Here is a 25,644-nt window from a genome sequence, read left to right as displayed (position 1 = left end):
TTTTAACTTTTTACTCCTGTATCGAAGTCATTCTGCTGCGGTGTGGATCTGGATCAGCGGCTCACTGGCCTGGTACCGCTGCACGTCGTTGAGCATGGGCGAGAAACGACCCAGGGTTCCGGAGGTAAAGAGCGTGTCGCCGGAAGGAAGCACAAGGTCGCGGCGGTTCGAGGCAGTAGAAGCGCTCGCTGCGGGCTCCAGGTGCTGATCGTTTCCACTGAGAAGCTGGAGGCGAAGAAGGTTGTAGCCGGGGACGAGGCGCTGGATCTCGTCGAGGATGGCCCAGGGATCGAAGGGCGAGAGCTTGGGCTCGAGGTTGTTCGCAGTAAGCCAAACGGCGTGACGGTCGGCTTCGCCGGACTGCGCGCCGCGGCTCTGGCCCATGTCGGCGCGAAGACCTTTTCCGAAGGGAACGAGCGCCTTGATGTCGGCCCCCATCTTGTCGGCGATACGCACGATCATCTCGAAGTCGGAACGGACGCCGGCGCGATCGCCGGCCTTCTGGACGAGCTGGAGGTCGCCGTAGCTGTTGGTGACCGAGCCGCCCTTCTCGTAGAGGTTGGCGGCGGGAAGGATGATGTCGGCCAGTTGCGCGGTCTCGGTGAGGAACATCTCCTGCACGATGACGAAGGTGTTCTTGAGGGCGGCGGGATCGACGCCGTAGCGGGCGATGGGGTTCGAGTTGACGACGTAGAGAGCGGAGAGCTCGCCGCGCGCGGCTGCGTCGAAGATCTCGAGCATGTCGAGGCCGGGTGCGGCAGGGACGTTGTGCTCCGCAAAGGCACCGGGGTTCGCAACCGGCGTGTAGCCGGGGAGCATGTCGGGCAGCAGACCCATATCGGCGGCGCCGCGCGAGTTGACGTAGTCCGAGAGCAGGGCGAATTTGGTGCCGGGGATGGTGAGGCCGAACTCGATCAGGCGCTTGAGATCGGCGCCACGCAGCTCCGAGCCGATGAGGATGAGAAGTTTTTCTTCAGCTTTGACGGCGTCGCGGAAGCTATCGAGCGACTTGCCGTCCGTGGCAGCGTTCGAGGCTGAGGCGGCGTCGCCGGTGAGGTAGCTTGCAAGCGAGCCATAGCCGAAGGGAGCGACCTGAAGAAAGGCGCGTGCCTGGCGGCGCAGCTTGATCTCGTCGGTGTTGGCGACATACAGCCGGGCCTTGTTGAGCCGGACGTCGGTGCGGAGGTTCCACGCGGTGCCGGGGGCCTGGTTGGTAGGGTCGCCGCCGACGATCAGCACGGCAGGGAAGGTCTGGGTATCGCGCCATGAGGCGGTGCGGCCCTTCTGCCCGGCGAGAGCCTGCGCGAAGGTGACGTAGTCGGCCGTGCGATGGTGGTCAATATTGTTGGTGCCGAGGACCGTACGGGCGAACTTCTGGAGGAGGTACGCCTCTTCGTTGGTGAGGCGGTTGCCGCCGATGACGCCGATGGACTTGCCGCCGCGGGTGTCGCGCAGCTCGCGGAGTTTCTTGCCCGCGTGGGTGAAGGCCTCCTCCCAGGAGACTTCCTTCAGCTTGCCGTCGGCCTGCCGGATGAGAGGCGAGGTGATGCGCTCGGGCTGGTTGGCGAAGTCGAAGGCGTAACGGCCCTTGTTGCAGAGGAAGTCGCCGTTGATGCCGCTCTTGTCGCGATTGTCGCCGCGGACGATCTCGGCGCCGTCGGAGGTGGAGCGCACGCCGAGGGTGGTCTTGCAGCCATCGCCGCAGTGGGTGCAGACGGTGGTGACGTGGTTCATCTCCCAGGGGCGGGTTTTGTATCGGTAGGTTCCGCTGGTCAGCGCACCGACGGGGCAGGCATCGATGCACATGCCGCACTGCTCGCAATCCACATGAGCGAGGTTGTCGGGGGAGAGCTGGGCGGGAATATTGGGGGCGATGACAGCGGAGGAGCCACGATTCTGGATGCCGAGGGCGAAGACGTCCATGCCCTCGCCGCACATGCGGACGCAGCGATAACAGAGGATGCAGCGCGGACGGTCGAAGTACACCACGGGAGACCACTTCTGCTCTTCGCGGTGGTTCTTCGCTTCGGCGTAGAGGCTTTCGCCCGCGCCGTACTTGAAGGTCATGTCCTGCAGCTCGCACTCGCCGCCGGCGTCGCAGACCGGGCAGTCGAGAGGGTGATTGCCAAGCAGGAGCTGAAGGGTGGCCTTGCGGGCCTGCGCGATCTCCGGGGTCTCGGTCTGGACGACCATGCCCTCGGTGACCGGTGTGGTGCAGGCAGTCTGGAGCTTGGGCATCTTCTCGATGCGGACCACACACATGCGGCAGGCGGCCTGGAGGGAGAGGCCGGGGTAGTAGCAGAAGGCGGGGACTTCGATACCGGCCGATTTGCAGGCGTCGATGAGCAGCGTGCCTGCGGGTGCGGTGAGTTTTTTGCCGTCTACGGTGAAGGTTACGTCTGGCATGGCTTAATGTGCTCCCACGAGCTGTTCGACCGTGATGATCGGGGTTCCGGCCTTGTGGCCCTCGATGTAGTCCTCGAACTCCTTGCGGAACTTCTTGACGAAGCCGAGCGTCGGCATCGCGGCTGCGTCGCCGAGCGGGCAGAAGGTGCGTCCCATCATGTTCTCGGCGAGGTACTGGACGTTGGCGACGTCCTTCTTCGAACCGCCGCCATTGTAGACGCGGGTGAGGGTCTTCTTGATCCAGTCCGTGCCCTCGCGACAGGGGATGCACCAGCCGCAGGATTCATGCTGGTAGAAGGCGATGGTGCGCAGTGCGAACTCAACGATCGAGACGGTCTCGTCGAGCACGACGATGCCGCCCGAGCCGAGCATGGTTCCGGCCTTGCCCATCTGGTCGAAGTCGAGGCCTACGTCGATCTCTTCGGGAAGGAGCACCGGGCAGGAGGAGCCGCCGGGGACGACCGCCTTGAGCTTTTTGCCGTCCTTGACGCCGCCAGCTACGTCGTAGATCGCCTTCTTGAGGTTGTAGCCCATGGGGAGCTCGTAGACACCGGGGCGCTCGACGTGGCCGCTGATTCCGAAGAGGCGGGTTCCGCCGTTGCGTTCGGAGCCGATTTTTGCGTACTCCTCACCACCCATCAGGAGAATGTGCGGGGCGGAGGCGATGGTTTCGGCGTTGTTGATGACCGTGGGTCCACCGTAGAGGCCGACGACGGCGGGGAAGGGCGGCTTGATGCGGGGAACGCCGCGTTTGCCCTCGAGCGACTCCATCAGGGCGGACTCTTCGCCGACCTCATAGGCTCCAGCGCCGGACTGGGTGACGATGTCGAAGTCCAGGCCTGAGCCGAAGATGTTCTTGCCGAGGAAGCCCTTGGCATAGGCGTCGGCGACGGCCTTCTCCATGATCTTGAGCAGGTAGCGATACTCGCCGCGAAGGTAGATGAAGCCCATCTTCGAGCCGATGGCGAGGCCCGCGATCATGGTGCCTTCGATGACGGCGTGGGGATCGTGCAGGAAGATGACGTGATCTTTGCAGGTGCCTGGCTCGGACTCGTCGCCGTTGACGAGGACGTACTTGGGCTTCTCGGACTGCTTGGGGACGAAGGACCACTTCATGCCAGTGGGGAAGCCGGCTCCGCCGCGACCGCGAAGGCCTGAGGCCTTCATGGTGTCGATGATCCAGGCCGCCATCTTGTCTGGGCCCTGGGCGATGGCCTTCTGCACGGCCTTGTAGCCGTCGAGCTCGAGGTACTTGTCGATCTCGGCCGCGCCCTGGCCGAAGCGGCGGGAGATCACTTTGACTTCATCGGGGTGAGAGACGAGGGTAGGCATCGTTACTTCACGTCCTTTCCCTGGCCGGCGCGGTAGGTGGCCAGGATCTCGTCGACTTTTACGGTGGTGAGATTGTCGTGGAAGTCGTAGTTGACCTGCATGGCCGGGGCCCAGCAACAGGCCCCGATACACTCGACCTCTTCCAGTGAGAAGAGCTTGTCGGCGGTGACCTCTTTGTGGCCGATGCCGAGCTTGTGCTTGCAGTGGTCGAGGATCTCGTAGCCGCCGCGCAACATGCAGGAGATATTGGTGCAGACCTGTACGTTGTACTTGCCCGCCGGTTTGGTGCGGAGCATGGAGTAGTACGAAAGCACGTTGCGCACGTCCAACTCCAGAAGGTCGAGGCGCTGGGCGATCTCGGTGACGACGGCGTCGGAGACGTAGCCGACCTCGTCCTGCGCGTAGAGCAGCATGGGGACGAGGGCGGAGCGCTTGACCGGATAGAGGGTCACAAGATGGTCAAAACGCGCGGCCGTCTCGGGGGTAAAGATCGAATTTGTAATCGTGCTCATCGCGTGGCTTCCTGGGCGGTAAGGTGAAGCAGATTCCTCCACTTCGCTACGCTCCGGTCGGAATGACAACCAAAACTAGGGCTCACTGTGCATCATCTCCCGCGCCAGTTGTTCGGCGGCAAGGTCCATCTCTTCGGTGGTTCCATTCAGTTTAACCGTTCCATCCTCTTCGAGTGAAAAAGAAGAGCGGTTTCCTTCACTGTCTTCGACGAGGTCATGCGTGAAGCGAAGCCAGCGGCTGGCAACGCGAAGCGTGATCTCGTCTGCGCCGACCTCTACGACTGCGTGATGCCGGCTGTTGAGTCCGTGGGCGGCGGCGTAAGAGCGAAGCAGAGACGCCCAGGAGGTCCAAAGTTCAGTGTGGAGTCGGTCTTTGATGGTGACTTCCTCCAGATTGGCCGTTGTTCCAAGCGAAATACGGAGATTCTTCGGGCGATGACATTAGCGGTCGATGGCTCCCAGCACGATGTCGATGGACCCGATGACGGCGACTACATCGGCGAGCAGCCGGCCCTTGCACATGGTCTCGAGGGCCTGGAGGTTCGCATAATCGGCGTTGCGCATGTGCACGCGGTAGGGCTTGGCCGTGCCGTCGGAGACGACGTAGTAGTTCATCATGCCGTGGGCGGCTTCGACGGAGCTGGTGGCCTCGCCTGCGGGAACGGCAAAACCTTCGGTGACGATCTTGAAGTGATGGATTAAGGATTCCATCTGGGTCTTCATCTGCTCACGGTTGGGCAGGATGATCTTTGGCGCGTCGGCGACGATGCGGCCCTCGGGCATGCCGTCCAGCGCCTGCAGGCAGATCTTGACGGACTCGCGCATCTCCTCCATGCGCAGGATGTAGCGAGCCCACACGTCACTTTCGGTCGAAACAGGTACGTTGAACTGGAACTTCTCGTAGCTGGAGTACGGCATGTCTCGACGCAGATCGAAGTCGATACCGGCCGCGCGCAGCACGGGTCCGGTGACTCCGAGTGCAATCGCATCCTCGGGAGAGATGTAACCGACGCCCTTGAGGCGGTTGATCCAGATGGGATTGCCGGTAAGCAGGGTCTCGTACTCGTGGATCTTCGACGGGAAGTCGAGAAGGAAGGCACGGATGGAGTCGAAGAGACCAAGCGGCGGCTCAAGACTCACCCCGCCGATGCGGATGTAGCTGGTCATCATCCGCTGGCCGCTGACAGCCTCGAAGATGCGCATCAACTGCTCGCGCTCGCGGAAGCAGTACAGGAAGACGGTGAGCGCGCCGATGTCCATGGCGTGGGTGCCCAGCCAGACGAGGTGCGAGTTCAGCCGCATCAGCTCGTTGAACAGCACGCGCAGCCATTGCGCCTTGGGCGGAATCTCGAGATCCAACAACTTTTCGACGGCGAGGGCGTACGCCGTGTTGTTGGTCATCGGCGACAGATAGTCAATGCGATCGGTGAGAGGAACGACCTGCTGATAGAACTTGGCCTCGCAGGTCTTCTCGATGCCGGTGTGCAGGTAGCCGATGTCGGGAGCGAGCGAGACGACCGTTTCGCCGTCGATCTCGAGCACCAGGCGCAGTACGCCGTGTGTCGAAGGGTGCTGCGGTCCCATGTTGATGACCATAGTCTGGTCGGCGATGGGGTCGTTGCCGTGCTTGTGAAGCTCGGCGTCGGCGATGACGTCTTCGATACCGGGATTGATCTGGTCGGGAGCGGCGAGAGGTGACATTAGCGGTAGCCCTCCACGGGATAGTCCTTGCGCAAGGGATGACCCTGCCAGTCCTCGGGCATCATGATGCGGCGGAGATTGGGGTGACCTCCAAAATGGACACCGAACAGATCAAAGATCTCTCGCTCGTAAAAGTTGGCTGCGGGCCAGACGCCGGTGATGCTGTCGAGGGAGGCATCGTCCCCTGCAAGACGGACCACGAGGCGAAGGCGGCGCTTCAACATGTGTGAGAGGATGCTGTAGCTGATCTGAAAGCGAGGCTCGGAGGGATACCAGTCGACTGCGGTCACATCTTCAAAGAAGTTGTAGCCAGCCAACCGGACGGCCTCGCAAGCGGCGACGATGCTTTCTCGGGCGACGGTGATGGTCAGCTCCGAGCGGTCGTATTTTGCGTCAGTTGCCAGCTCCGAGAGCGCCTTGACGGCGGGCTCGCCGGGAAGGGCCTCGAAGACGGCCTGGGTACCAAGGATTGCCGGTTCCATTAGAGATCTCCCTTGTCTGCGGACCAGTCGAGGATGCCCTTCTTCCAGACATAGAAGAGGCCGACGGCGACAAAGCCGAGATAGACGAGCATCTCATAGAAGCCAAACATCTTCGAACCGGTAATCTGGGGCAGGCGGCGGAAGATGACGGCCCAGGGAAGCATGAAGACCGCCTCGACATCGAACAGGATGAAGAGCATCGCCACCATATAGAAGCGGACCGAGAAACGTCCGCGGGCATCGCCCACCGGATCCATTCCGCATTCGTACGGCCCAAGCTTGGTCCGCGAATTCTTATGTTTTCCGACCAGGAACGAGACTCCTACCATACCGCATGCAAGGCCAAGAGCTACCAGGATTTGCAGGACAAGCGGAAGATAGTTCCAGATGTAAGGATAATTGTGCATGGCCATCTTCGACTCTAAGTTTGTGGCTGTCCAGTGTCAAGCGAGAGAGCCGTTTGTGCGGCTATCGCGCTATCAGCGAAGCAACTGCGAGTAGGCGTCGATAATACGGTCGCCGACCTCGGCGGCGAGGAGACCTCCAGCGGCCAGAAAGCTGCCGAATGGAATTCTTGAGGAGGCGTTGGCACGACCTCGGGCGACTAAATAAATTCCATAGACACTGGCGGCGAGAGCTCCGAAGAAGAAGGACACCATGGCGGGCCAGAAGCCGAGCAGTGCTGCGATCATGGCCAGCATCTTGGCGTCGCCGAGGCCCATACCCTCTCGATGGCGCAGCGCACGATAAAGCCAGCGGATGATGAGAATAAGCAGCCCGGCTCCCAGAACGGCGAAGATGCGGCCTCCGACGAGGGCTTCGGGACCCGTGAGGAAGACGTTTCCGGTTTCGGTGGCAGCGCCTACGCTGGTGAGCTGGATGCTATGCGGGGGCAGAACCACCTGGCCCTCGGCAGGCCCCAGGAAGATCGCCTGCGCACAGATCAGAGTAAGGCCGATGAAGATTCCGGTGATGGTAAAGGAGTTGGGAAGCAGACCGGATTGCCAATCCATGACCATCAGGCCGATGAGAAGAAAACCGAGGATCGTGACTGAGAGGTTGGCGATGATGGCGAAGGGCGCATACGAAGACGGCGCGCTGTGGGTGGGGTCGTGAAAATAGAAGGACAGCACGGTGTGCAGTCGTGCCGCCTGTATTGCGAACCAGAAGGCCGTGGCCAACTCGACCAGAGGATAACGCCAGGGAATGGGCTGGCCGCAGTCGCGGCAACGGCCTCGCAAAACAAGCCAGCTCAGTATGGGAATGTTGTCGTACCAATGGATGGAGGCCTTGCACCGCGGACAGTGTGAGGCGGGCTGGACGACAGAGCCTCGCCGCGGCAGACGTGAGATGCAGACGTTCAGAAAACTACCGAAGAGGAGGCCGAGGAGGAAACCAGCTGCTTCGTACGGGATGCGGGAGGTCACAGACGAAGTATACGGCGATTGTCAGAAGTCGACGTGCATGCGAACCGCCTCGACAAGAACAGGGCCGCGGTCCTTATTGTAGCCGGGATGATCGATGAACTGCAGGTTGAGAGCGTAAAAGACGCCGCGCCAGGCGTGCAGGTTGTAGTAGCTCTCGAGGATGTCTTCGCGGGCGTAGTTCAGGTTGCCATCGCCGAGGAGGAAGCCCAGTCCACCGTAGTGGAGATAGTTCTGATGGTCGCGCTTGATGGCGTTTGAGACGAAGGCGAGGCCGATCTTGTCGTTTGGCCGGGAGAAGGCGCGACCGGAGTAATCACCACCGAATGCGACGGTCTGGTCGACCTCGGTGTAGGCGAAAGACTCATGCTGTCCCTCGTTCCAGCCTACGCGGAGGAAGGTGCGCAGGTTGGAGGTGATCTCCTGCTCAGCGTTAATGGCGAACCCATATTTGACCGAGCCGAACTTTGCATGCTCGGCGATATTGGGCTTCGGATCCTGACCGGAGAGAAAGGCGTTGACTGCGTCGCGGTACAAGCCCATGTGGGCATGGTTGACGAAGCTGAGAACGCGTAGGGTGCCCTTGCGTTCGGGGGCAGCCAGATGGCCGAGTAGTGACCTGCGCAGCTCGAACTCGAAGTTCTGCCCACTGGCACGGCTGAAGGCCCAGTCGAGATCGATGCCGTTGGCGACGGTGGGCATGGCTGCGAGGGCATACCGCGCTGACCAGGACCGGTCGCGATACTCGAGAACAGCTCCATAAGTATAGCCGCGAGTGTCGGCGGCGTAGTCCCAGGCTCCGTTGTTGTCAACGGTCCAGTTGAGAAACTGGAGGTGGCTGTCGGATCCGATGGAGTTGACGTCGAAATAGTCGGGAAGGCTCATCTTGCCGACATGAAGCTCGAAGCGTCGCTCGGGCAGTTGGGTGGAGAGGGAGTAGGGTGTGCGGTCGGTTTCGACGAGATTGCCGGGGAGCCCGATGACCTGGTGAATCTGGATACGAGCAAGATAAGGCTTCGAACCGAGGTTGGGGTTCCGGACGACGTCGAGGTTGGTGAAGCCGGCAAGACCGAGTGCCTGGCTGATCCCTCGGCCGCCGGCGGACTCGAAGTCGGCGATGACGTCTGTGGCATAGCGCGGATTGCGATGGAGCTGAAGACCGAGGAAGAGCGTTCCGACGAGAGATGTCTTGTATTCGCCCCGGTCCTGAAGGCTGTTGGGCCCATCGTATGGCGAGTGAAAAGGACCGTGAGCCTGGAAGACGATGTTGGCCTGCCCTGCGATGAGGTAGGGCAGGCGCTCGGGGTGCGGAAAGATCGTGGTGGGCGCATCGGCGGAGGGTGCGTCAGGGAGTGAGGTAGAGCTGTCCGGCTGCGCCGGCAGGAACTGATTCGTCTGAGCGACGGCGAATGGAGTGAGGGCAACAACCAGAAAGAGGGTGAGAGATCGCATCAGGCTTCCAGGTATCTACAGGCATGGTATCGAGGTCGCGGGAGAAGGCAGAGGATCAAGAGTTCGCCTGCCCTCCGCGAAAGACGAAGAAGGGCAGGCCATGCTGATCCAGGGTCATCGTCCTGCTCGTCGAGGTTCTCCGCAAGGGCGAACCAGGTGCAGGCAATAGGACAGCGCTCGTCGGCGGTCTGGACCCAGCGAGAGTGAATTTCCGCTCGCGGTATCGCACGTAACCGACTCCTCAGGCGAGCGCGTAAGAAAATCGTTTGGATCATCGGCTGACTTCTCCTCTCTGCGAACTTGGAAAACTCCGAATCGCAAGGTATGATGCTTGGTAATACTATACCCCCCATCGGTATTAATAGGAGACGAAATGACCCACACGGATCGGGAGCGAACGAAGATCCAGAACCGAATGAAGCGCATTCGCGGTCAGATGGAAGCTGTGGAGCGAAAGCTGGGCGCAGACGATCATGACTGTGCTGATGTGCTCATGCAGTTGGCTGCGGTGCGAGGCGGAATCAATGGCCTGATGGCCGAAGTTCTGGAGGATCACATCCGCCTGCATCTTCTGCAAGACGGTCATGCTCCGCTAACTCCTGACCTGGGAGAAGATCTGATCGATTTGGTTCGGGCTTACTTGAAATAGTCTTTGGGTATCAGGTGCGAAAGATCTGAAGCAGCAGCCAGGCGTTCAGTCCCGCGATGAGCAGGGCCACGATCCAGCTGAGAACGCGGATCCAGGGTTTGTTGACGAAGGAGCCCATCAGGGCGGGATCGCTGGTGAAGCGGACGAGCGGAAAGACCGCGAAGCTGAGCTGCATACTCAGAATAACCTGACTGAAGACGAGCAGGCGGGCCGTGCCGGAGGTTCCGTACAGAGCTGTGACGATGACGGTGGGAACGATCGCAACCAGCCTGGTGATCAGGCGGCGTTGCCAGTTGGGAAGATGAATCTCGAGGAAGCCTTCCATGACGACCTGACCCGCAAGGGTTCCGGTGACGGTGGAGTTCTGGCCGGAGGCAAGCAGGGCGAGAGCGAACATCATGCTGGCGCCGGTGAAGCCGAGCAGGGGTGTAAGAAGCTTGTAGGCGTCGCCGATCTCCGCGACTTCAGTATGACCGGTGCGATGGAAGACGGCCGCGGCGACGATGAGAATGGCGGCATTGATGAACAAAGCCATGGTAAGGGCAGTGGCCGAGTCGAAGTTGGCCAACCGGATAGCTTCCCGCTTGCCGCCTACGGTCCTGGGGTAAGCGCGAGTCTGCACGATCGAAGAGTGCAGGTAGAGATTGTGCGGCATAACTGTGGCGCCAAGGATGCTGATGGCGATGTAGAGCATCTCCGGGTTCGAGAACACAGCCCTTGAGGGGACGAAAAGATCGTGCAGGATGGGCGCCCATTCGGGGCGCGAGAGGACGATCTCGATTCCGAAGAGGACGGCGATGGTTCCGATGAGAACCATGACAAAGGCTTCAAGGTAACGGAAGCCGCGATTCTCAAGCAGAAGGATGAGGAAGACATCGAGGCTGGTGATGATGACGCCTGCAATCAGCGGGATTCCGAAGAGGAGCTGCAGCGCGATGGCGGAGCCGATCACTTCGGCCAGATCGCAGGCTGCGATCGCGATCTCGGCGAAGATCCAGAGGGCAATCCTTACGGGGCGACTGTAACGATCACGGCAGGCTTGAGCGAGATCACGCTCTGAGGCGATGCCGAGCTTGAGGGCGAGGCTCTGTAGCAGGATCGCCATCAGGTTCGAGGCCATGACGACAAACAGCAGCGTGTAGCCGTACTTTGATCCGGCTGCGAGGTCGGTTGCCCAGTTTCCCGGATCCATGTAGCCGACCGCGATCATAAAGCCCGGGCCGATGAATCCAGCCGCGCGCCTCCAGAGCCGATGTGAATTCGAGACGCTTACGCTGGAGTGGACGCCAGGCAGGGATGGGCGGCGCACCGTCTCCTGCTGCGTCGAGATGGGCGTGATCGTCTCCATGGGTAAGGGAGTCTCTTTATAGGAGTATGCCACAGGTAGTTAACTTAGGTTAACAATATATTTTGAACACCAGATTACTACCTCGGTTTGACCCATACTTTATCGGCTGCAGGCTTTCCGAGCGTGAATGCGCCTTGCGGCGTCTCGATGGAGAGGGTCTCGTCGTAATTTTTCGCCGTGATGCGGATGGAGGATTGCGGGTCGATTCCAAGCTTGTGCAGGAAGAGGAGGAGCTGGGGATCACGTTCGTAGAGGCTGGCTACGACATACTCCTGAAGTTCTCCGGCGTCAGAGAGCTGAAGGAGGCCGCGCTTTTTCCTTCGAGCCGGACTCTCAGGAAGGACCGAGTTTCCATGCGGACAGGTTCCGCGCTCGCCCAGTTTTTCGATGAGCCTGGCCTCGAAGGCGGGGGAGACGGCATGCTCCAGGCGTTCGGCTTCGTCGTGGATCTTGTACCACTCCATTCCGAAGATCTCCGCCAGCATGCGCTCGATGAGGTGATGGCGAAGCGCGGTTTTGTAGGCGGTCTCCTTGCCCTTGGCGGAGAGCTGCAGCGTGCCATCCGTTTTGACGAGGACATAGCCGTCGCGCTTGAGCCGCTTGAGCGCCATCGTAACTGCCGGTGGCGACACCGACAGCCAGTGGGCGAGCGTTGCAGAGATAACGTGCTGTCCTTCGGACTCGGCCTCGAGAATCGCTTTGAGGTAGTCCTCTTTGGAGACGGTGATGGAGTCTTTCATCCAGACCTTTCGCATTGCGAAATGTGGCATTCTCCATTAACTATAGCTAATGCCATCGGTCGGATGAAACGAAGTACGCCTATCTGGCCTTCGCTCCAACAGCGACGAGACCGGCTCCTGCCACGAGGGCGATCGTACTCAGGATTGGAGAGATTGGAACTGTCTCTTTCTTGTCGCGGGAGATCTCGATTGGGCCCGCGTCGACGACTTTATCCTGGCGGGTGAAGCTGAAGCCTCCGGTTGCGAAGCCGACAATGCCTAACAGGATAAGTACGATTCCAATGATGGTTGCTGGTTTCATCTTCTCGGAGAACCTTTCGTCCGGCAGATTGGCTCGGGCTCATTCTTTGCGGGTCCCGTGTCGTACAGGGTGCGATGCCTCGCCCATGGTTGCGAGATGTACGTCACCTGATGGAGAACTTGATTCCGGGGAGGCGAAAGGGGTAGGCTTTTGGTACACGGGAAAGGAGGATGATCCAGCCTATGAAAACAGACAGTTCGAGTACGATCCATGTACGTGAGGTGACTGAGGCTTAGAGCGTCCCTGCTCTTGGTCCTGGCGATCTTCAGGAAACTCGCTGAATGCACTCCGCCGAGGTAAGTCCGGGCATTGGACGCCTCAGGTCAATCTCAACAGTTCACCGACAGCGGCCCGCAGCTCTCACCGAGCGCGGGCCGTTTTGCATTTGGTCTTAGAATGGACCTATGAAACCTCTGGTGATTGCAGGAAGAGCCTTCCAGTCGCGGCTGATTGTGGGAACAGGGAAGTACAAGGACGGGCCGGAGACGCAGGCGGCGATTGAAGCATCGGGTGCAGAGATGGTGACTGTGGCGGTGCGTCGAGTGAACCTTGATCGCTCCAGCGAGTCGCTGCTCGACTTCATTGATCCTAGACGCTACTTTCTGTTGCCGAACACGGCGGGGTGCTACACGGCGGAAGAGGCGATCCGGGCCGCCAGACTGGGACGTGAGGTGGGGCTTTCGGACTGGGTCAAGATTGAGGTGATCGGCGACCAGGCGACGCTGTATCCCGACGTTCAAGCGACCTTGGAGGCTACCCGGGTTTTGGTGAAGGAAGGGTTTACGGTTCTTCCGTATACCTCTGATGACATTGTGTTTGCGAAACGACTGATTGATGCCGGAGCGGCTGCAGTTATGCCTCTGGGAGCGCCCATCGGAAGTGGGCTCGGACTGCAGAATACGGCGAATCTCAGAATTCTTCGCGAGTTGATCACCGAGGTCCCGTTGATCGTCGATGCAGGGGTTGGAACTGCTTCGGACGCGACCGTCGCGATGGAATTGGGCTTCGATGGCGTGCTGATGAATACAGCCATCGCGCAAGCCAAAGACCCGTTGCTGATGGCGGAGGCCATGCAGCACGCGGTGCTGGCAGGGAGGCAGGCCTATCTGGCGGGCAGGATGCCCCGGAAGCTCTATGCGACGGCAAGCTCGCCGCTTGAGGGAATTTCGAAGTAATTGGGCCGAGCGGACTCAACTTCAGTAGTCTGAGAGACCCATGAAATGAAGTAAACTTCGCCCATGCGGGTCTTTGGGATCGACTGCGGGACGGAGTTCACCGGCTATGGTGTTGTCGAGGTGGACTACGAGGCTCGAATGCCGCGTCTGCAGCATGTGGCTGCGGGGACGATCCGACTCAATAAGAAGGAAAAGACGCCGCAGCGACTGGCCCAGGTTTATGCGGAGCTGACGGCTGGAATGGCGTTACACGAGCCAGATGTAGTTGCGATTGAAGAAGTCTTCTTCTCGGCGAACGCAAAGTCGGCGCTCAAGCTGGGGCAGGTACGCGGCGTGGCGATGCTGGCTGCGGCCAGTCTTGGGCTGGAGGTCGTAGAGTATGCTCCGTTGAAGATCAAGAGCTCGGTTGTGGGGTATGGGCTGGCTGCGAAAGAGCAGGTGCAGTTTATGGTGACACGGCTTCTAGAGCTCGATGAGGCTCCGGAATCGGCGGATGCGGCCGATGCGCTCGCAATTGCCATCTGCCATATTCATACCTCACAGACGCTTTTGGCCCAGGGAGCTCTTCGATGAAGGCCGTCGCATTGTTCCTGGGCTTGACCGCAGGCAGCTGTGCGCAGACCGTCGTCTCTTCAGGACCTCCCGCAACGCCTGCTCTAATGCCGGTGGTCTCGATCCCTCAGGTCAGCTTTCAGTTTGAGAGGGTCGGATTGCCGGTCCCGAAGTTTACGATTGTGGTCCATGAAGATGGCACAGGGACCTACCAGGCGCAGGTTGCCTCGGTGAGCGGCGGAGGGAGAGCCGCAGTGCAACCCACAGCGTCGAGCCCCCCGGTGAATCGACCCATCAAAATCAGCCCTCCGATGACGGAGACGATCTTCAAAACGGCTCATGCACTCGATCACTTCAATATGGAATGCGCATCGAAGGCTAAAAACATCGCAGATACCGGCAAAAAGACCTTGAGTTACAAGGGAGTCGATGGGCAGGGATCGTGTCTCTACAACTATTCGGAAAACAAGAGCGTGACCCAGCTCACGGAGACATTTCAGGCAATTGCCTTCACCATGGACGAGGGACGAAAGCTCGAGTTTATGCATCGCTTCGACCGGCTAGGACTCTACTCGGAGATCGATGTGCTGAGCCACGAGGTGCAGGAGAAACGGGCGCTGGAGGTAGGTAACATCGCGCCGGCCCTTCGAGCGATCATCGCCGATGAAGATCTGATGCAGAAGGTACGGGAACGTGCCGCAAAGCTACTGGCTCAGGCAGAAGAGCCGAAATAATCGCCACCTATTGCGCCGTGCAAGAGGATGGAGCTTCGGCCTGGGAGGTAAGAGCCCGGTAGAGTTCTGCCATGGGTTCCAGACCAAGGGATTCGGCACGTGCCTGCCTCGGGATCACCGTGGGCCAGGAGACGGCCAGCTTGCTGGAGGAGTATCCAGCGGCACGCAGGTTGTTTTCCAGAGTCTTACGTTTCTGAGCGAAGCTCTGCTTGAGAAAGGCGTCGAAGCCGGTGGCATCGACGCCCAGCTCGGCAAAGCGCGGCGCGAAGTGCAGCCGAAGCACGGTGGAATAGACCTCGGGTGGTGGCGAAAAGGCAGATGGCGGAAGTGTAAAGAGATGGTCGACCCGAGCGTTCATCTGCGCAGTCGCCGAGAGCAGGCCATAATCGCGAACTCCGGGCGATGCGGAGACACGGTCGGCTACCTCGCGCTGCATCATGACTACGGCGCGCGAGAGCAGGCCGGCCGAGCCCGCGGTAAAGAGCTTCAGCAGGATATCCGAGGTGATGTAGTAGGGAAGATTGCCGATGACGTCGGCTGTTCCACCTGGAGGAACGAGAGTGGAGAGGTCGGCTCTGAGAACATCGATCTCGACGATCTCTACCTTGGACTGTCCGGAGAAACGCTGTGCCAGAGCGGGAGCCAGCTCGCGATCGAGCTCGAGCGCGATGAGGCGTCCTGCGCGGGGGGCGAGGATTTCGGTGATCGCTCCGCGGCCAGGCCCGATTTCGATGACCGTTCGTTGGCTTACGTCACCAAGAGCGTCTGCAATGGCGTGCCGGGCGCGGTCGTCCACCAGAAAGTTCTGGCCGAGTTTTGGTTTGCGTTTCATGGCTTCGGAAGCCAGTTGGCTGCTTTGTGCATCTCTTTGTATAGACTAACGTTTTGGTTGAGGAAGAAGAGGGAGACGGCATGCATATTGTGTTCGCGGCTTCAGAGTGCGCACCGTGGGCGAAGACTGGGGGGCTGGCGGATGTCATTAGTGCCTTGCCAAAGACGCTGGTGAAGATGGGGCACAAGGTACAGGTCTATCTGCCGTACTACCGCCAGGTGGCGAAGGCTGTGCCCCAGGCCCCGGTCATTCTCGAAAGTGTTACGATTCCGTTTCCATCCTACAACCGTTTTGTCCGTATCCTCGACGGTGGTGTTGTTGACGGCGTGCAGATGTACTTTGTCGACGCTCCGGAGCTGTTCGATCGAGAGAGTTTCTACGCCACGCCTTCAGGGGACTATCCGGATAACGCTGAGCGCTTCGGAACCTTCTGTCGAGCCGTAATCGAGGCGTCAAAGGTGATCGGAGTTCCGGATGTCTTCCACGTTCATGACTGGCAGACGGCCATGATCGCAGTAATGCTGCGGTCAATCTATTATTTCGATCCGGTCTTCCAACATGTTCCTGCCGTATTGACGATTCACAACGCAGGCTACCAGGGGTGGTTTCCTCCCCGCACCATGGAGACGCTGCTTTTGCCGTGGGAGATGTTCACCATGGATAAGCTCGAGCACAACGACCAGGTGAACTTTTTGAAGGGCGGCGTGGTGTATGCCGATGCGATTACGACGGTGAGCGAGACCTATGCGAAGGAGATCCAGACGCCCGAGTTCGGCAATGGCCTGGAAGATACGCTGCGGCGGCGCTCGGGTGACCTGTTCGGCATTCTGAATGGAGCCGACTATGGGGAATGGGATCCGGCGATAGATCCGTACATCGCCGCGCACTACACCGCAGATAAGCTCGAAGGGAAGCGTGAGTGCAGACGCGATCTGATGCATGCATTCCGGTTGGAAGATATAGACGACGAGACGGCGGTGATTGGGATTGTCTCGCGCTTTGCGACCCAGAAGGGGATCGATTTCATTGTCGATATTCTCGACAGGCTGTTGCAGGAGGATGTTGTGCTGATGATGCTCGGCAATGGCGAGGAGTACTACGAACGTCTACTGATCGAGATGGCAGAGCGTTACCCTGCAAAGATGCGGGTTCAGGTGAAGTTCGATAATGTGATCGCGCATAAGATCGAGGCCGGATCGGACCTCTTTCTGATGCCGTCGCGCTATGAACCTGGAGGCCTTAGCCAGATCTACAGTCTGAAGTACGGAACGATTCCGGTGGTTCGTGCGACTGGAGGCTTGCAGGATTCGATCGACGAGCAGCAGGACGGAACAGGAAACGGCTTCAAGTTCTCGGGATATGACTCAAACGCGTTGCTTGATGCGGTGCAACGCGCTCTGGCGACGTTCCGCGACAAGAAGACATGGACGGCGATGATGAAGCGTGCGATGGTCCAGGACTTCTCCTGGCAGAAGCCGGCGCACGAGTATGTGCGGGTGTTTGAGCGCGTAATCCAGAACAGAACCTAGGCTGCACGCCGCCGTTGAAAGGCGTAGTGCAGCGGGATTCCCAACAGGATGATGACGGTCCCGATGATGGAGTTGCGCGGTTGGTCGGCAAAAGAGAAGACCAGCAACACTACTGCGGCGGCAATGAACAGCAGCGGCAGCACCGGATATCCCCACACGCTATACGGTCGCTTGACGTCAGGCTCGCGACGGCGGAAGACGAAGACTGTGCTTGCGGTCAGGGCATAAAAGAACCACTCGGCGAAGATGGCAAGAGAGAAGAGCGCCTGAAATCGGCCGATGGCAAGAAGCAGAAGCGAGCTAAGGACAGCCTGCAGGATCAGCGAGCTTGAAGGCGTCTGAAAACGCGGATGCACATGCGCGAGCTGGCGAAAGAAGAGTCCGTCATGCGCTGCGGCAAACGGAACTCGCGCGCCTGAGAGAGACGAGCCCACGAACGTCGCGCAGATGCTGACCGCCATTCCTACGGAGACAAGCCCGGCACCCCAGCTTCCGGCGATCATCCGTAGGGCATCGGCGGCGGGCCGGTCGGCGGTGGCGATGGTCGCTGCGGGCATCACGTACTGGATGGCTGCGTTGGTGAGCATGTAGAGTACGCCGACGATGGCGACTCCTCCAATCAGAGCGAGCGGAAGGCTGCGCTGCGGCTTCTGGACCTCGCCCGCCATCTGGGTCACATCGCTCCATCCGTCGTAGGCCCACAGAGCCGCGATCAGCGCGATCATGAAACCCGAGAATCCTCCGCGCGCGCCCGTAAACTCAGTGGCGAAGTTGTGCCAGGAGCCATGGCTTCCCGCAGCTCCGAAGCAGAAGCCCGCGATGACGACGATCAACAGAATCTTCAGCCATGTCAGCGCAAGCTGCACGTTGCCGGACTTCCGCGTGCCAAGAATGTTGAGGCCGGTAATCAGCCAGGTCATTACGATGGCGAACACCTGACTCCAGAGCAGAGGCCCGAAGGCTGGCCGCTCGAAGAAGTGAAAGATCGGAAAGGTCGCGAGCACGCGGGCGAGACCGGCGGCGATGGTTGCGATCGATGCCGGCTTGGCGATCGTAATCCAGGTCCACATATACAGGAAGCCCACGAGATCGCCATAGGCCTCACGCAGAAAGGCGTATTCGCCTCCGTACTTAGGACGCAATGCGGCGATCTCCGCGTAAGTCATAGCTCCGAAGAGAGAGAGCAGGCCTCCGACGATCCACACCGCATAGACCATTCCCGAAGAGCCAACCGCGGCCATCATCTCTCGCGGCACCAGAAAAATTCCGCTGCCAATGATGATTCCTACGACGATGGAGGTCGCATGCGACGCGTTCAGGACGCGCGGGAGTTCCGTCTGTGTATGCTCTGTTACTTGCATGGGTTTGCTGGAGAGTAGCACAGCCGCGGTGCGAGTCTGGACGAATTGTAGAAACGAAGGATTTTAGATGTAGTGCTTAAAGCTATTCCAGTCGGCTGTTACATCTTTGTGTCGTCCGCGCACGAGGTAGATGTTGCGATGCTCAAAGGGCATCGAGAGTGGGTGATCCATGCGGCCCACAATCTCGACCGAATCGTAAAACTTCCGCATCTCTTCCGGCGTCGCGCCGTTGATAACGATCATGACCTCGCCGGTTGCGCTGTCAGGTCCCCAGAGCCAGTAGTTGTTGTGACCGCTGATCGCTGTAGGCAAGCCGTGGCCGAGAATATTAATTGCGCCGGCTTCACCATAGTTGGAGGCCATGATAGTGACCTTGCGCTGGTCTTCGGGCGACAGGGAGTGGAAGACCCGAGTCACCTGATCGACCTCCTCCTGCCAGCCGAAGCGGTCGGCATAGAACTGAGGAAGCACGCCGCTCGATGCGTTTTCGGTGTTTCCTCCTGTGTCGTAGAGATGCGTCGCTTTCGTGTAAGCGAGCCAGGTATCTGGCTTCATCACTGGGATTGCCATCGGAAGTGCGATCAAGCTGGCGACGATTAATGTGGTTTCGTACACCGGAAAGGCGAAGATACTGCCCGTCTGCACGGCACGGCGATTTGAGAATCGACTCTCCCACACAATGCCCCCGGCAGCGAACAGTACCGGATAGATGGGAACGACGTAATAGTCCTTCGCGTGCAGCGCCATCATTGCCGCCAGAAAGATGAAGTACGTATAGGCCAGCCAGCGAAAAGTCTTCGCTCCTGGATAGCGCAGTAGCCAGACGAGCCCCGGAACCCAGAGGAAGATTGCGAGCGGACCGAGATTCAGAATCTGTTTCCCGAGAAAGGGAAGTGGAGCGAGTGCAATGTTTTTGTTCTCTACGCGGCCATTGTGAAGGAACTCGAGGGTTGGCCAGTGATTCGCCATCTGCCACAGCAGGTTGGGCAGCGCGATGAGAACCAGGAGCGCCACTCCGATCGCTGCCCACCGCGTCTGGAGAAGACGGCGCTGTGGGGTAAGCAGAAGGCCGACGAGAAGCGCAACCAGGAAGAAGGTCATCGAGGGCTTGTTGAGGAGGCCCACGCCACCCGCAATCCCGAAAGCGATCCAGCAACCAAGCTGGCTATAACCGCGAAGCAGAAGAATAAGCGTCAGCAGACAGCACATCCAGAAGAGGGACTCAAAGGAGTTCATTGAAAGAAAACTGTCGAGCGCTAGAAACTGCGGAGCCAGAAGCACCCCCAGCATCGCTAATGCCTGCGCCGGACGTCGGCCGCCGAGCGACCAGGCCAGCAGACCGGTGAGGAAAACCCGCGCGGCTCCAGCAAGAGCCGACAGCATGCGAATTCCCGCGAGCGAATGACCGAAGAGAGTCTCGGCCAGCCTAGCCTGTACTGCGACGATGGGGCCGTGATCGACATAGCCCCAGGCGAGCCGACGGCCGCACATCAGGTAGTAAAGCTCGTCGCGAAAGTAGCCATAGCCAATATGTGCCTCCCAAAGATTGGTCGCAATGTGCAACGCCAGCTTGATGGCGCCAAACAGTAGCGCAAGTTGCAGCGCATCACGCAGCGAACGGTCGATGGGGCGCACAACGGTTGTCGATGCAGTGGCCGTAGACATAAATGGCTTCTCCCAAACAGGTTCGACTACTATTCTTTCCAGAAGATTACGGAACAGGATCATTTTGGTTCCGTGATCTACCATAGTGCTGTCGGTGCTAGATCGGGCCCGGAATTTTGAAATTTTAGAGGGGTGAGAGATGGACTGGACACCTGGCGGGCTCAGCAGAGATGTCGAGGATCGACGTGGATCTTCAGGCGGTGGTTTTGGCGGCGGTGGAATTGGCATTGTCGGCTTCATCTTCCTTGTCATCATTAGCCTGATAACGGGCCGTAATTACATCGGCAGCTATCTGACCGGCGGCGGGCGTGTCGCGACAAGCAACAGCCGCCCGGCGACATCGTCGCCCGCTGAGGATCGTTCGGCGCAGCTCGTCTCCTATGTGCTCGACGACGTGCAGCACGAGTGGGAGACGGTGCTGCCCCAAGAGGCGCATGAGTCTTATCGCCATGCCAAGCTCGTGCTGTTTCGCGGTTACACAAGATCGGGCTGCGGAGCCGCACAGGCGCAGACTGGGCCGTTCTACTGCCCGGCGGATGAGAAGGTCTATATCGATCTGAGTTTCTGGGACGATCTCCGACGCATCGGCGGAAGCACAGCGGACTTCGCGCAGGCCTATGTGATCGCGCATGAGCTCGGCCATCACGTGCAGAACATTCTCGGAATCGACCAGCAGATGCGACAGCTGCAGGCGCGAAATCCGGGCGCGAAGAATCAGCTCTCCGTCATGCTCGAGCTGCAGGCCGACTGCCTGGCGGGTGTCTGGGCTCATACGGCAGCGCAGCGCGGAAAGATCGATCAGACGGATGTGAAGGATGGTCTCAGTGCGGCGGCTGCGGTCGGGGACGATCACATCCAGAAGATGTCGCGCGGGGCAGTCTCCCCGGAAAGCTTCACCCACGGCTCTTCCGCGCAGCGTCAGAGCTGGTTCACGCGGGGTCTTCAGTCTGGCGACATAAACCAGTGCAATACCTTCCAGACCCGCTCAAACGAAAGCTTCTGATCGCTCCGCCGGCGGAATTCCTCCGGAAATGTGGGGTGCGCCCTGCCTTATGCAATAACTAATCCTTTGGCGGGGATAGGCATCAGGTACGATGGTCTGGCATGCGACCTATCCTCGTTTTACTGGTGATCGTTAGCATCTGCGGACTTTCGCGGGCTCAGACTCAATCCTCTATAGACCGAATGTACGTCTTCGGCGACAGCTATTCAGACATCGGGAGAGGCTACCTGGACAGTGATGGACCTACGGCGGTGGCCTACCTGGCACATCACCTCGGGCTAACCCTGGTTCCTTCCAATGCGCGCGATGCGGCGGAAAAGAGCCTCGATTTTGCAGTAAGCGGAGCTCCCTCGGGGGAGAGCCCCGGGCACATCGTTCCCAACGGTTTGCTGGGGCTGGGCATGAAGAATCAGGTCGCGGACTTTGTTGCGAGGGTACACGATGGTTCGATCGCTTTCGACGCGGAGAACACGATCTTCTTCATCGCCGGTGGTTTGAACGACAAGCGCATTACGACCGAACAGACCGTTGCGAACCTGGAGGGTGAGATTGAAGCGCTGTACGCGGCGGGTGCGCGGCGGTTCCGTGTGGCCGTGCTGCCGGAGAAGATTCCGGCGTTCAGCGACGTAGGCAAGCGCCTCAATCCGGCTCTGCGAAACATTCCTGCCGACATGAAGCCGAAGCTGAAGGGCGCAGAGCTGGAGTTGAGTCAGTGGGGCGTATTCTTCGATCTCGTCATGGATCACGCCGACAAATATGGCATCACCGATACTACGAACCAGTGCGCGGGTCGGGCGATCTTCAACGAAGACTGTACTCCGTGCGCCAATCCGGCAAACCACTTCTACTACCACAAAGGGCATCCCTCAACCGCGGTTCACAAGGCAGTCGGCGATATGTTGTACAAGGAGATGATGGCTCCTAAGGCAAAACATTAAGGGCGGCGCCGCCCGCTGTTGCCTCGTCGGTGAAGTAGCGACGAATCTTATCCGCTGTTGCAGTGTTGACCACGGAGGTAAGTGCGTCTGGAGTCTTCTCTGCGGTCTGCCGGATCGCGCGTACAGACCCGAAGTGTTCCAGAAGCCGTTGGCGGGTGCGCGGACCTACACCTGGAATGGAGAGAAGCTCCGAGTCGCGATCCCGCATCTCTCGCCGTTTGCGATGGTACGAAAGAGCAAAACGGTGCGACTCATCACGAATCTTCTGGACAAGATGGAGCACCGGCGAACGGCGGTCCAAAACTACAGGCTCGTTGTCCTGTCCGTATACGTAGATGATCTCTTCCCGTTTGGCGATTGAGGCCAGGGGTTGCAGTGTCACGCCAATCTCGTTCAGCGCGTCGGCAGCCGCATGCAACTGGCCCAGACCTCCGTCGATCAGAATGAGCGAAGGGAAGGGTTTCTTTTCGTCGAGAAGCCGTTTGTAGCGTCGGTGAATGATCTCGTGCATCGAGGCGAAGTCGTCGACGCCCGTAACAGTGCGGACCTGAAACTTGCGATAGTCCGACTTCTTCATTCCGCCGTCTTCCCACACCACCATGGAGGCAACCGTCTCCGCGCCCTGAATGTGAGAGATGTCGAAGCATTCGATGCGGCGCGGCGGCTCTTCGAGCATCAGCGCCTCCTGCAAGGCTTCGGCGATCGCCTTCTGTGAAGGCAGAAGGACCCGGAACCGCTGGTCGTACGAGTGCTTCGCGTTCTGGCCCACAAGATCGACGAGTGAGCGTTTTTCCCCTCGCTGTGGAGCCAGGATCTCGATGCGGTGTCCGGTCCTCTCGGCCAGAAGATCGGCAAGAATGGCTCGGTCCGGGAAGTCGACAGGGACCAGGATGGATCGAGGAACATAGCCCTGGTCGAGGTAGAGCTGTTTCAGGAGCGCCGAAAAGAAGGCCGCGGGGCTGAAGGAGGAACCGGGCTCGGAGACAGGTGTGTGCTGTACCAGAGAAGATCCCTCCCCGATCTCGGGAGCGGCACATGCAGGGTCAGGTTCGAGTGACGCGAGAGATTCCGTAGGGGAAGCACTTGCCCTGGCTCCGCGTCGATCTGGATCGGAGGAGTTGCGGCTGGCCAGTATTGCGACATCGGTCTCTTCGTCCCGGGAGACCTCCATGAACTCTGGCAGGTCTTCCCAGAAGAAGTCGCGGCGATCGACGATCTTTCCCGACCGCATGTGAAAGAGATTCACCGCCAGCATCTCGTTCTCGTAGTGGAATCCGAAGACATCCGCGTCTTCATTGTCGGTAGTTGCGATGCGCTGTTTGTCGAGCATCTGGTGGACCGTTGAGAGTTGATCGCGCAAACGAGCGGCGAGCTCGTACTGTTCGGCTTCGGCGGCCTGCCGCATGCGAGTCGTGAGGCGCTGTTCCAACTCGCCCGGGCGACCCTCGAGAAAAAGCTGCACGTCCCGAATGGCGTGGCGATATTCTTCCGGTGTGGTAAAGCCTTCGACGCAAGGGCCAAGACAGCGTTTGATGTAGTACTGCAGGCAGGCGCGCGGATGGTAGCGAGAGAGATCCACCTTACAGCTTGGAATCAGGAAGCTGCGGTGGATCAGATCGATCAGGCGATGTGCCAGATTTCCGGGAAAGTACGGGCCGAAGTAGGCGCTTCCATCCTTGCGCAGGCGTCGCGTGACGAAGACCTTGGGGTAGCGATCGCCCATGGTGAGCTTGATGTAAGGGTAAGTCTTGTCGTCCCGGAGAAGGATGTTGAAACGGGGCTTGCGCTGCTTGATGAGGTTGTTTTCGAGCGCGAGTGCCTCGTGCTCATTGGCGACGGTGATGTAGTCGACATCGACCGCCTCCCGCATGAGCGTACCGGTCTTCGCATTGGATTGCGAAGCGTCGAGAAAGTACGACCGCACACGCGCGCGCAGATTTTTCGCTTTTCCGACATAGATGACCTCACCTTCGGCGTTCTTGTACAGATAGCAGCCGGGGGATGTGGGCAGGGTTCGGATTTTTTGCTGAAGATCCATTCCAAGTTCGCGGCAGCAGGTCTCAAATGTTGGCGTACAAAGCTTTGCTTCCTAGTGTAGACGCCTTCGCCCTCAGAGGTTGCCCGAGTAGATTTGACGCAAATTCACATCAAAAGTTCCGGATGAAAACGATGCGGCTGGGACATGATGGCGAGGTGCTATTTCTGTAAATACTTGAAAAATTAGGCGCTTACATCTTGAAAGCATTTGGCATGGCGATTGCTGTTGTCCTAGACGTAATCGTTGCAGTCTGACACTGCACAAAGGAGAGTAAGCAGATGAGCTCCAGGACAAGTTTTTCCCTTGGTCAAGAGATAAAGATTGGTTCTGCCGGAACGGTCGCGCTCGCCAGCGTGTTGTTACTTACATTCACGATCGGGTGCTCCAGTAAGAACTATGTCCGATCGCAAACAACTCCTTTGATCGACAAGACCAATCAGCTGGATGCGAAGACAGCCAGCGACCACCGTGCCATTGCAGACACCGACGAGCGTGCCCAGGCGGGTATCGCCAAGGCGCAGGGCGCGGCAAGCAGCGCGGATCAGCATGCCATGGCCGCAGGTCAGTCTGCCGATACAGCAGGCCAATCGGCGCACGAGGCATACAACCGTGTGGACAAGCTTAACGGCGTGATCGCGAATCTTGATAACTACAAATCAGTGGCGGACGTGAATGTAACCTTCGGCTTCGATAAGTCGGTGCTAACAGCTGACGACCGAAAGACGCTTGACGACTTTGCGGCAAGCCTTGCCGACAAGCGTAATTACATTCTCGCCGTGACAGGTGGTACGGACACGACCGGGGACGCGAACTATAACTACAACCTCAGCCAGCGCAGGGCGGATGCGGTTGTAAATTATCTCGCTACGAAATACAACGTCCCTCCGCACAAGTTCTATCTGATTGGTATCGGTGAAGATCAACAGGTGGCCAGCGATAATACGGCTTCCGGTCGAGCTAAGAATCGCCGAGTGGAAGTGAAGCTGATGTCAAATATGGATCAGCAGGCTTCGAACTGAGCGAACTGATTTTCTGCACCGCCCATCCGCAATACCCATCTCACCGCAAGACGCCAAGCTCGATATGCTGCGGCTCGGCGTCTTTACCCTCTCCCAGGGCGGCAGGGCAGCATATGGAAGACCCTGCCAGCCACCTTCCTTGTTATTCCCCAAGTCCGATCGGCGAAAAGCTCATATACGGCTCTCAGTCCTTGAGCAGGTGATACACGATTCCTAACAGGATCGATGTGAGAACCACCCAGGAAAACTGATACCAGTAAAAGAAGGGAAAACCAAGAAGCGCCGGGGTAGCGCGCGCATAGACTTGCGGGAAGCAGAGCGCGATGTAGGGCACTACCAAAAGAACTCCAATTACAGGAATCCTTTTCTTCGACGTTGAAGGTTTACCAGAATCGCTTGTCATGGGTCTCTTGGTCTGGATGCTATCACGTAAGATGCGTTCGCCCACGAG

Annotated in this window: 24 protein-coding genes; 8 read left to right on the top strand and 16 right to left on the bottom strand. The window is 59.1% G+C overall.

All coding sequences use genetic code 11. The annotated features are described in order from the left end of the window. Window positions 1-27: 27 nt before the first annotated feature. The 8 genes from BDD14_RS06030 to BDD14_RS05990 all read right to left on the bottom strand — a co-directional run bounded on the left by BDD14_RS06030 (window position 28) and on the right by BDD14_RS05990 (window position 9,309). Window positions 28-2,406 carry a molybdopterin-dependent oxidoreductase gene (locus BDD14_RS06030; RefSeq protein ID WP_130418018.1) on the bottom strand — a complete coding sequence of 793 codons (2,379 nt, stop codon included), beginning with the start codon at window positions 2,404-2,406 and terminating at the stop codon, window positions 28-30. A 3-nt stretch (window positions 2,407-2,409) separates the two neighbouring features. Next, entirely contained in the window at window positions 2,410-3,738 is a 1,329-nt protein-coding gene (gene nuoF, locus BDD14_RS06025; protein ID WP_130418017.1) for an NADH-quinone oxidoreductase subunit NuoF, read from the bottom strand. A 2-nt stretch (window positions 3,739-3,740) separates the two neighbouring features. Next, window positions 3,741-4,250 (bottom strand): NADH-quinone oxidoreductase subunit NuoE family protein, encoded by a 510-nt coding sequence (locus BDD14_RS06020; RefSeq protein ID WP_130418016.1) that lies wholly within the window; start codon window positions 4,248-4,250, stop codon window positions 3,741-3,743. A 441-nt stretch (window positions 4,251-4,691) separates the two neighbouring features. Continuing rightward, a complete protein-coding gene (gene nuoD / locus BDD14_RS06010; RefSeq protein ID WP_130418015.1) occupies window positions 4,692-5,951 on the bottom strand; it encodes an NADH dehydrogenase (quinone) subunit D in 1,260 nt (419 codons plus the stop codon). Further along, window positions 5,951-6,433 carry an NADH-quinone oxidoreductase subunit C gene (locus tag BDD14_RS06005; protein WP_130418014.1) on the bottom strand — a complete coding sequence of 161 codons (483 nt, stop codon included), beginning with the start codon at window positions 6,431-6,433 and terminating at the stop codon, window positions 5,951-5,953. The genes nuoD and BDD14_RS06005 overlap by 1 nt, the downstream gene beginning before the upstream one ends. Beyond that, window positions 6,433-6,840 (bottom strand): NADH-quinone oxidoreductase subunit A, encoded by a 408-nt coding sequence (locus BDD14_RS06000; RefSeq protein ID WP_130422774.1) that lies wholly within the window; start codon window positions 6,838-6,840, stop codon window positions 6,433-6,435. Before BDD14_RS06000 ends, BDD14_RS06005 begins: the two co-directional genes overlap by 1 nt. 72 nt (window positions 6,841-6,912) lie before the next feature. Then, a complete protein-coding gene (locus BDD14_RS05995; RefSeq protein WP_130418013.1) occupies window positions 6,913-7,860 on the bottom strand; it encodes a prepilin peptidase in 948 nt (315 codons plus the stop codon). A 21-nt stretch (window positions 7,861-7,881) separates the two neighbouring features. Next, a complete protein-coding gene (locus BDD14_RS05990) occupies window positions 7,882-9,309 on the bottom strand; it encodes a carbohydrate porin (protein ID WP_130418012.1) in 1,428 nt (475 codons plus the stop codon). 373 nt (window positions 9,310-9,682) lie between these two features. Here BDD14_RS05990 and BDD14_RS05985 point away from each other — a divergent pair, with 373 nt between their 5' ends. Next, window positions 9,683-9,958, top strand: coding sequence for a metal/formaldehyde-sensitive transcriptional repressor (locus BDD14_RS05985; RefSeq protein ID WP_130418011.1), 276 nt, complete (start codon window positions 9,683-9,685; stop codon window positions 9,956-9,958). Window positions 9,959-9,968: 10 nt separating this feature from the next. Here the strand turns inward: BDD14_RS05985 and BDD14_RS05980 are convergent, their stop codons facing one another. The 3 genes from BDD14_RS05980 to BDD14_RS05970 all read right to left on the bottom strand — a co-directional run bounded on the left by BDD14_RS05980 (window position 9,969) and on the right by BDD14_RS05970 (window position 12,347). Then, on the bottom strand, window positions 9,969-11,306 hold the full coding sequence (locus tag BDD14_RS05980; protein ID WP_130418010.1) for an Nramp family divalent metal transporter: 1,338 nt from the start codon (window positions 11,304-11,306) through the stop codon (window positions 9,969-9,971). A gap of 77 nt (window positions 11,307-11,383) precedes the next feature. Then, window positions 11,384-12,076, bottom strand: coding sequence for a metal-dependent transcriptional regulator (locus BDD14_RS05975; RefSeq protein WP_130418009.1), 693 nt, complete (start codon window positions 12,074-12,076; stop codon window positions 11,384-11,386). A gap of 49 nt (window positions 12,077-12,125) precedes the next feature. Continuing rightward, window positions 12,126-12,347 (bottom strand): DUF3185 domain-containing protein, encoded by a 222-nt coding sequence (locus BDD14_RS05970; RefSeq protein WP_130418008.1) that lies wholly within the window; start codon window positions 12,345-12,347, stop codon window positions 12,126-12,128. Between the two features lie 404 nt (window positions 12,348-12,751). Here BDD14_RS05970 and BDD14_RS05965 point away from each other — a divergent pair, with 404 nt between their 5' ends. The 3 genes from BDD14_RS05965 to BDD14_RS05955 all read left to right on the top strand — a co-directional run bounded on the left by BDD14_RS05965 (window position 12,752) and on the right by BDD14_RS05955 (window position 14,808). Continuing rightward, window positions 12,752-13,522, top strand: coding sequence for a thiazole synthase (locus BDD14_RS05965; protein WP_130418007.1), 771 nt, complete (start codon window positions 12,752-12,754; stop codon window positions 13,520-13,522). Window positions 13,523-13,585: 63 nt separating this feature from the next. Beyond that, window positions 13,586-14,095 (top strand): crossover junction endodeoxyribonuclease RuvC, encoded by a 510-nt coding sequence (ruvC, locus tag BDD14_RS05960; RefSeq protein WP_130418006.1) that lies wholly within the window; start codon window positions 13,586-13,588, stop codon window positions 14,093-14,095. Then, complete coding sequence (locus tag BDD14_RS05955) at window positions 14,092-14,808, top strand: hypothetical protein (RefSeq protein ID WP_130418005.1); 717 nt, start codon at window positions 14,092-14,094, stop codon at window positions 14,806-14,808. The genes ruvC and BDD14_RS05955 overlap by 4 nt, the downstream gene beginning before the upstream one ends. Before the next feature lie 7 nt (window positions 14,809-14,815). On the opposite strand, the gene rsmA is transcribed toward BDD14_RS05955, so the two are convergent. Continuing rightward, window positions 14,816-15,640, bottom strand: coding sequence for a 16S rRNA (adenine(1518)-N(6)/adenine(1519)-N(6))-dimethyltransferase RsmA (gene rsmA / locus BDD14_RS05950; RefSeq protein ID WP_130418004.1), 825 nt, complete (start codon window positions 15,638-15,640; stop codon window positions 14,816-14,818). 80 nt (window positions 15,641-15,720) lie between these two features. Between rsmA and glgA the strand changes: the two genes are divergently transcribed. After that, complete coding sequence (glgA, locus tag BDD14_RS05945) at window positions 15,721-17,169, top strand: glycogen synthase GlgA (RefSeq protein WP_130418003.1); 1,449 nt, start codon at window positions 15,721-15,723, stop codon at window positions 17,167-17,169. Here the strand turns inward: glgA and BDD14_RS05940 are convergent. Continuing rightward, on the bottom strand, window positions 17,166-18,530 hold the full coding sequence (locus BDD14_RS05940; RefSeq protein WP_130418002.1) for an APC family permease: 1,365 nt from the start codon (window positions 18,528-18,530) through the stop codon (window positions 17,166-17,168). The genes glgA and BDD14_RS05940 overlap by 4 nt on opposite strands. A 63-nt stretch (window positions 18,531-18,593) precedes the next feature. Then, the gene (locus BDD14_RS05935) at window positions 18,594-20,195 is read right to left on the bottom strand and encodes an ArnT family glycosyltransferase (RefSeq protein ID WP_130418001.1); all 1,602 of its coding nucleotides are present in this window, start codon (window positions 20,193-20,195) and stop codon (window positions 18,594-18,596) included. A gap of 139 nt (window positions 20,196-20,334) precedes the next feature. Here BDD14_RS05935 and ypfJ point away from each other — a divergent pair, with 139 nt between their 5' ends. Both ypfJ and BDD14_RS05925 read left to right on the top strand, forming a co-directional pair. Next, the gene (gene ypfJ / locus BDD14_RS05930) at window positions 20,335-21,198 is read left to right on the top strand and encodes a KPN_02809 family neutral zinc metallopeptidase (RefSeq protein WP_130418000.1); all 864 of its coding nucleotides are present in this window, start codon (window positions 20,335-20,337) and stop codon (window positions 21,196-21,198) included. A gap of 101 nt (window positions 21,199-21,299) precedes the next feature. Beyond that, window positions 21,300-22,136: an SGNH/GDSL hydrolase family protein gene (locus BDD14_RS05925; protein WP_130417999.1), complete on the top strand. Its 837-nt coding sequence runs from the start codon at window positions 21,300-21,302 to the stop codon at window positions 22,134-22,136. Here BDD14_RS05925 and uvrC read toward each other — a convergent pair. Then, window positions 22,120-24,174, bottom strand: coding sequence for an excinuclease ABC subunit UvrC (uvrC, locus tag BDD14_RS05920; RefSeq protein WP_130417998.1), 2,055 nt, complete (start codon window positions 24,172-24,174; stop codon window positions 22,120-22,122). The two genes, BDD14_RS05925 and uvrC, sit on opposite strands and share 17 nt — an antisense overlap. A gap of 278 nt (window positions 24,175-24,452) precedes the next feature. Between uvrC and BDD14_RS05915 the strand changes: the two genes are divergently transcribed. Then, window positions 24,453-25,193 carry an OmpA family protein gene (locus BDD14_RS05915; protein ID WP_130417997.1) on the top strand — a complete coding sequence of 247 codons (741 nt, stop codon included), beginning with the start codon at window positions 24,453-24,455 and terminating at the stop codon, window positions 25,191-25,193. Window positions 25,194-25,377: 184 nt separating this feature from the next. Here the strand turns inward: BDD14_RS05915 and BDD14_RS05910 are convergent, their stop codons facing one another. Beyond that, complete coding sequence (locus BDD14_RS05910) at window positions 25,378-25,596, bottom strand: DUF3311 domain-containing protein (protein WP_130417996.1); 219 nt, start codon at window positions 25,594-25,596, stop codon at window positions 25,378-25,380. Window positions 25,597-25,644 lie beyond the last annotated feature (48 nt).

The organism is Edaphobacter modestus (assembly GCF_004217555.1).
In the GTDB taxonomy this organism is placed as follows: Bacteria; Acidobacteriota; Terriglobia; order Terriglobales; family Acidobacteriaceae; genus Edaphobacter; species Edaphobacter modestus.
Note: the sequence above shows the minus strand (reverse complement) of the source record. Positions and strands in the feature narration are given on the sequence as shown.

Coding starts and splice junctions, on each gene's coding strand:
- BDD14_RS05910 (WP_130417996.1), bottom strand. CDS start 25,596: ATGACAAGCGATTCTGGTAAACCTTCAACGTCGAAGAAAAGGATTCCT.
- BDD14_RS05975 (WP_130418009.1), bottom strand. CDS start 12,076: ATGCCACATTTCGCAATGCGAAAGGTCTGGATGAAAGACTCCATCACC.
- BDD14_RS05980 (WP_130418010.1), bottom strand. CDS start 11,306: ATGGAGACGATCACGCCCATCTCGACGCAGCAGGAGACGGTGCGCCGC.
- BDD14_RS05970 (WP_130418008.1), bottom strand. CDS start 12,347: ATGAAACCAGCAACCATCATTGGAATCGTACTTATCCTGTTAGGCATT.
- BDD14_RS05990 (WP_130418012.1), bottom strand. CDS start 9,309: ATGCGATCTCTCACCCTCTTTCTGGTTGTTGCCCTCACTCCATTCGCC.
- BDD14_RS05965 (WP_130418007.1), top strand. CDS start 12,752: ATGAAACCTCTGGTGATTGCAGGAAGAGCCTTCCAGTCGCGGCTGATT.
- BDD14_RS06000 (WP_130422774.1), bottom strand. CDS start 6,840: ATGCACAATTATCCTTACATCTGGAACTATCTTCCGCTTGTCCTGCAA.
- BDD14_RS05940 (WP_130418002.1), bottom strand. CDS start 18,530: ATGCAAGTAACAGAGCATACACAGACGGAACTCCCGCGCGTCCTGAAC.
- ruvC (WP_130418006.1), top strand. CDS start 13,586: ATGCGGGTCTTTGGGATCGACTGCGGGACGGAGTTCACCGGCTATGGT.
- BDD14_RS05925 (WP_130417999.1), top strand. CDS start 21,300: ATGCGACCTATCCTCGTTTTACTGGTGATCGTTAGCATCTGCGGACTT.
- rsmA (WP_130418004.1), bottom strand. CDS start 15,640: ATGAAACGCAAACCAAAACTCGGCCAGAACTTTCTGGTGGACGACCGC.
- BDD14_RS05915 (WP_130417997.1), top strand. CDS start 24,453: ATGAGCTCCAGGACAAGTTTTTCCCTTGGTCAAGAGATAAAGATTGGT.
- ypfJ (WP_130418000.1), top strand. CDS start 20,335: ATGGACTGGACACCTGGCGGGCTCAGCAGAGATGTCGAGGATCGACGT.
- BDD14_RS05955 (WP_130418005.1), top strand. CDS start 14,092: ATGAAGGCCGTCGCATTGTTCCTGGGCTTGACCGCAGGCAGCTGTGCG.
- nuoD (WP_130418015.1), bottom strand. CDS start 5,951: ATGTCACCTCTCGCCGCTCCCGACCAGATCAATCCCGGTATCGAAGAC.
- BDD14_RS05935 (WP_130418001.1), bottom strand. CDS start 20,195: ATGTCTACGGCCACTGCATCGACAACCGTTGTGCGCCCCATCGACCGT.
- glgA (WP_130418003.1), top strand. CDS start 15,721: ATGCATATTGTGTTCGCGGCTTCAGAGTGCGCACCGTGGGCGAAGACT.
- BDD14_RS06030 (WP_130418018.1), bottom strand. CDS start 2,406: ATGCCAGACGTAACCTTCACCGTAGACGGCAAAAAACTCACCGCACCC.
- uvrC (WP_130417998.1), bottom strand. CDS start 24,174: ATGGATCTTCAGCAAAAAATCCGAACCCTGCCCACATCCCCCGGCTGC.
- BDD14_RS06020 (WP_130418016.1), bottom strand. CDS start 4,250: ATGAGCACGATTACAAATTCGATCTTTACCCCCGAGACGGCCGCGCGT.
- nuoF (WP_130418017.1), bottom strand. CDS start 3,738: ATGCCTACCCTCGTCTCTCACCCCGATGAAGTCAAAGTGATCTCCCGC.
- BDD14_RS06005 (WP_130418014.1), bottom strand. CDS start 6,433: ATGGAACCGGCAATCCTTGGTACCCAGGCCGTCTTCGAGGCCCTTCCC.
- BDD14_RS05985 (WP_130418011.1), top strand. CDS start 9,683: ATGACCCACACGGATCGGGAGCGAACGAAGATCCAGAACCGAATGAAG.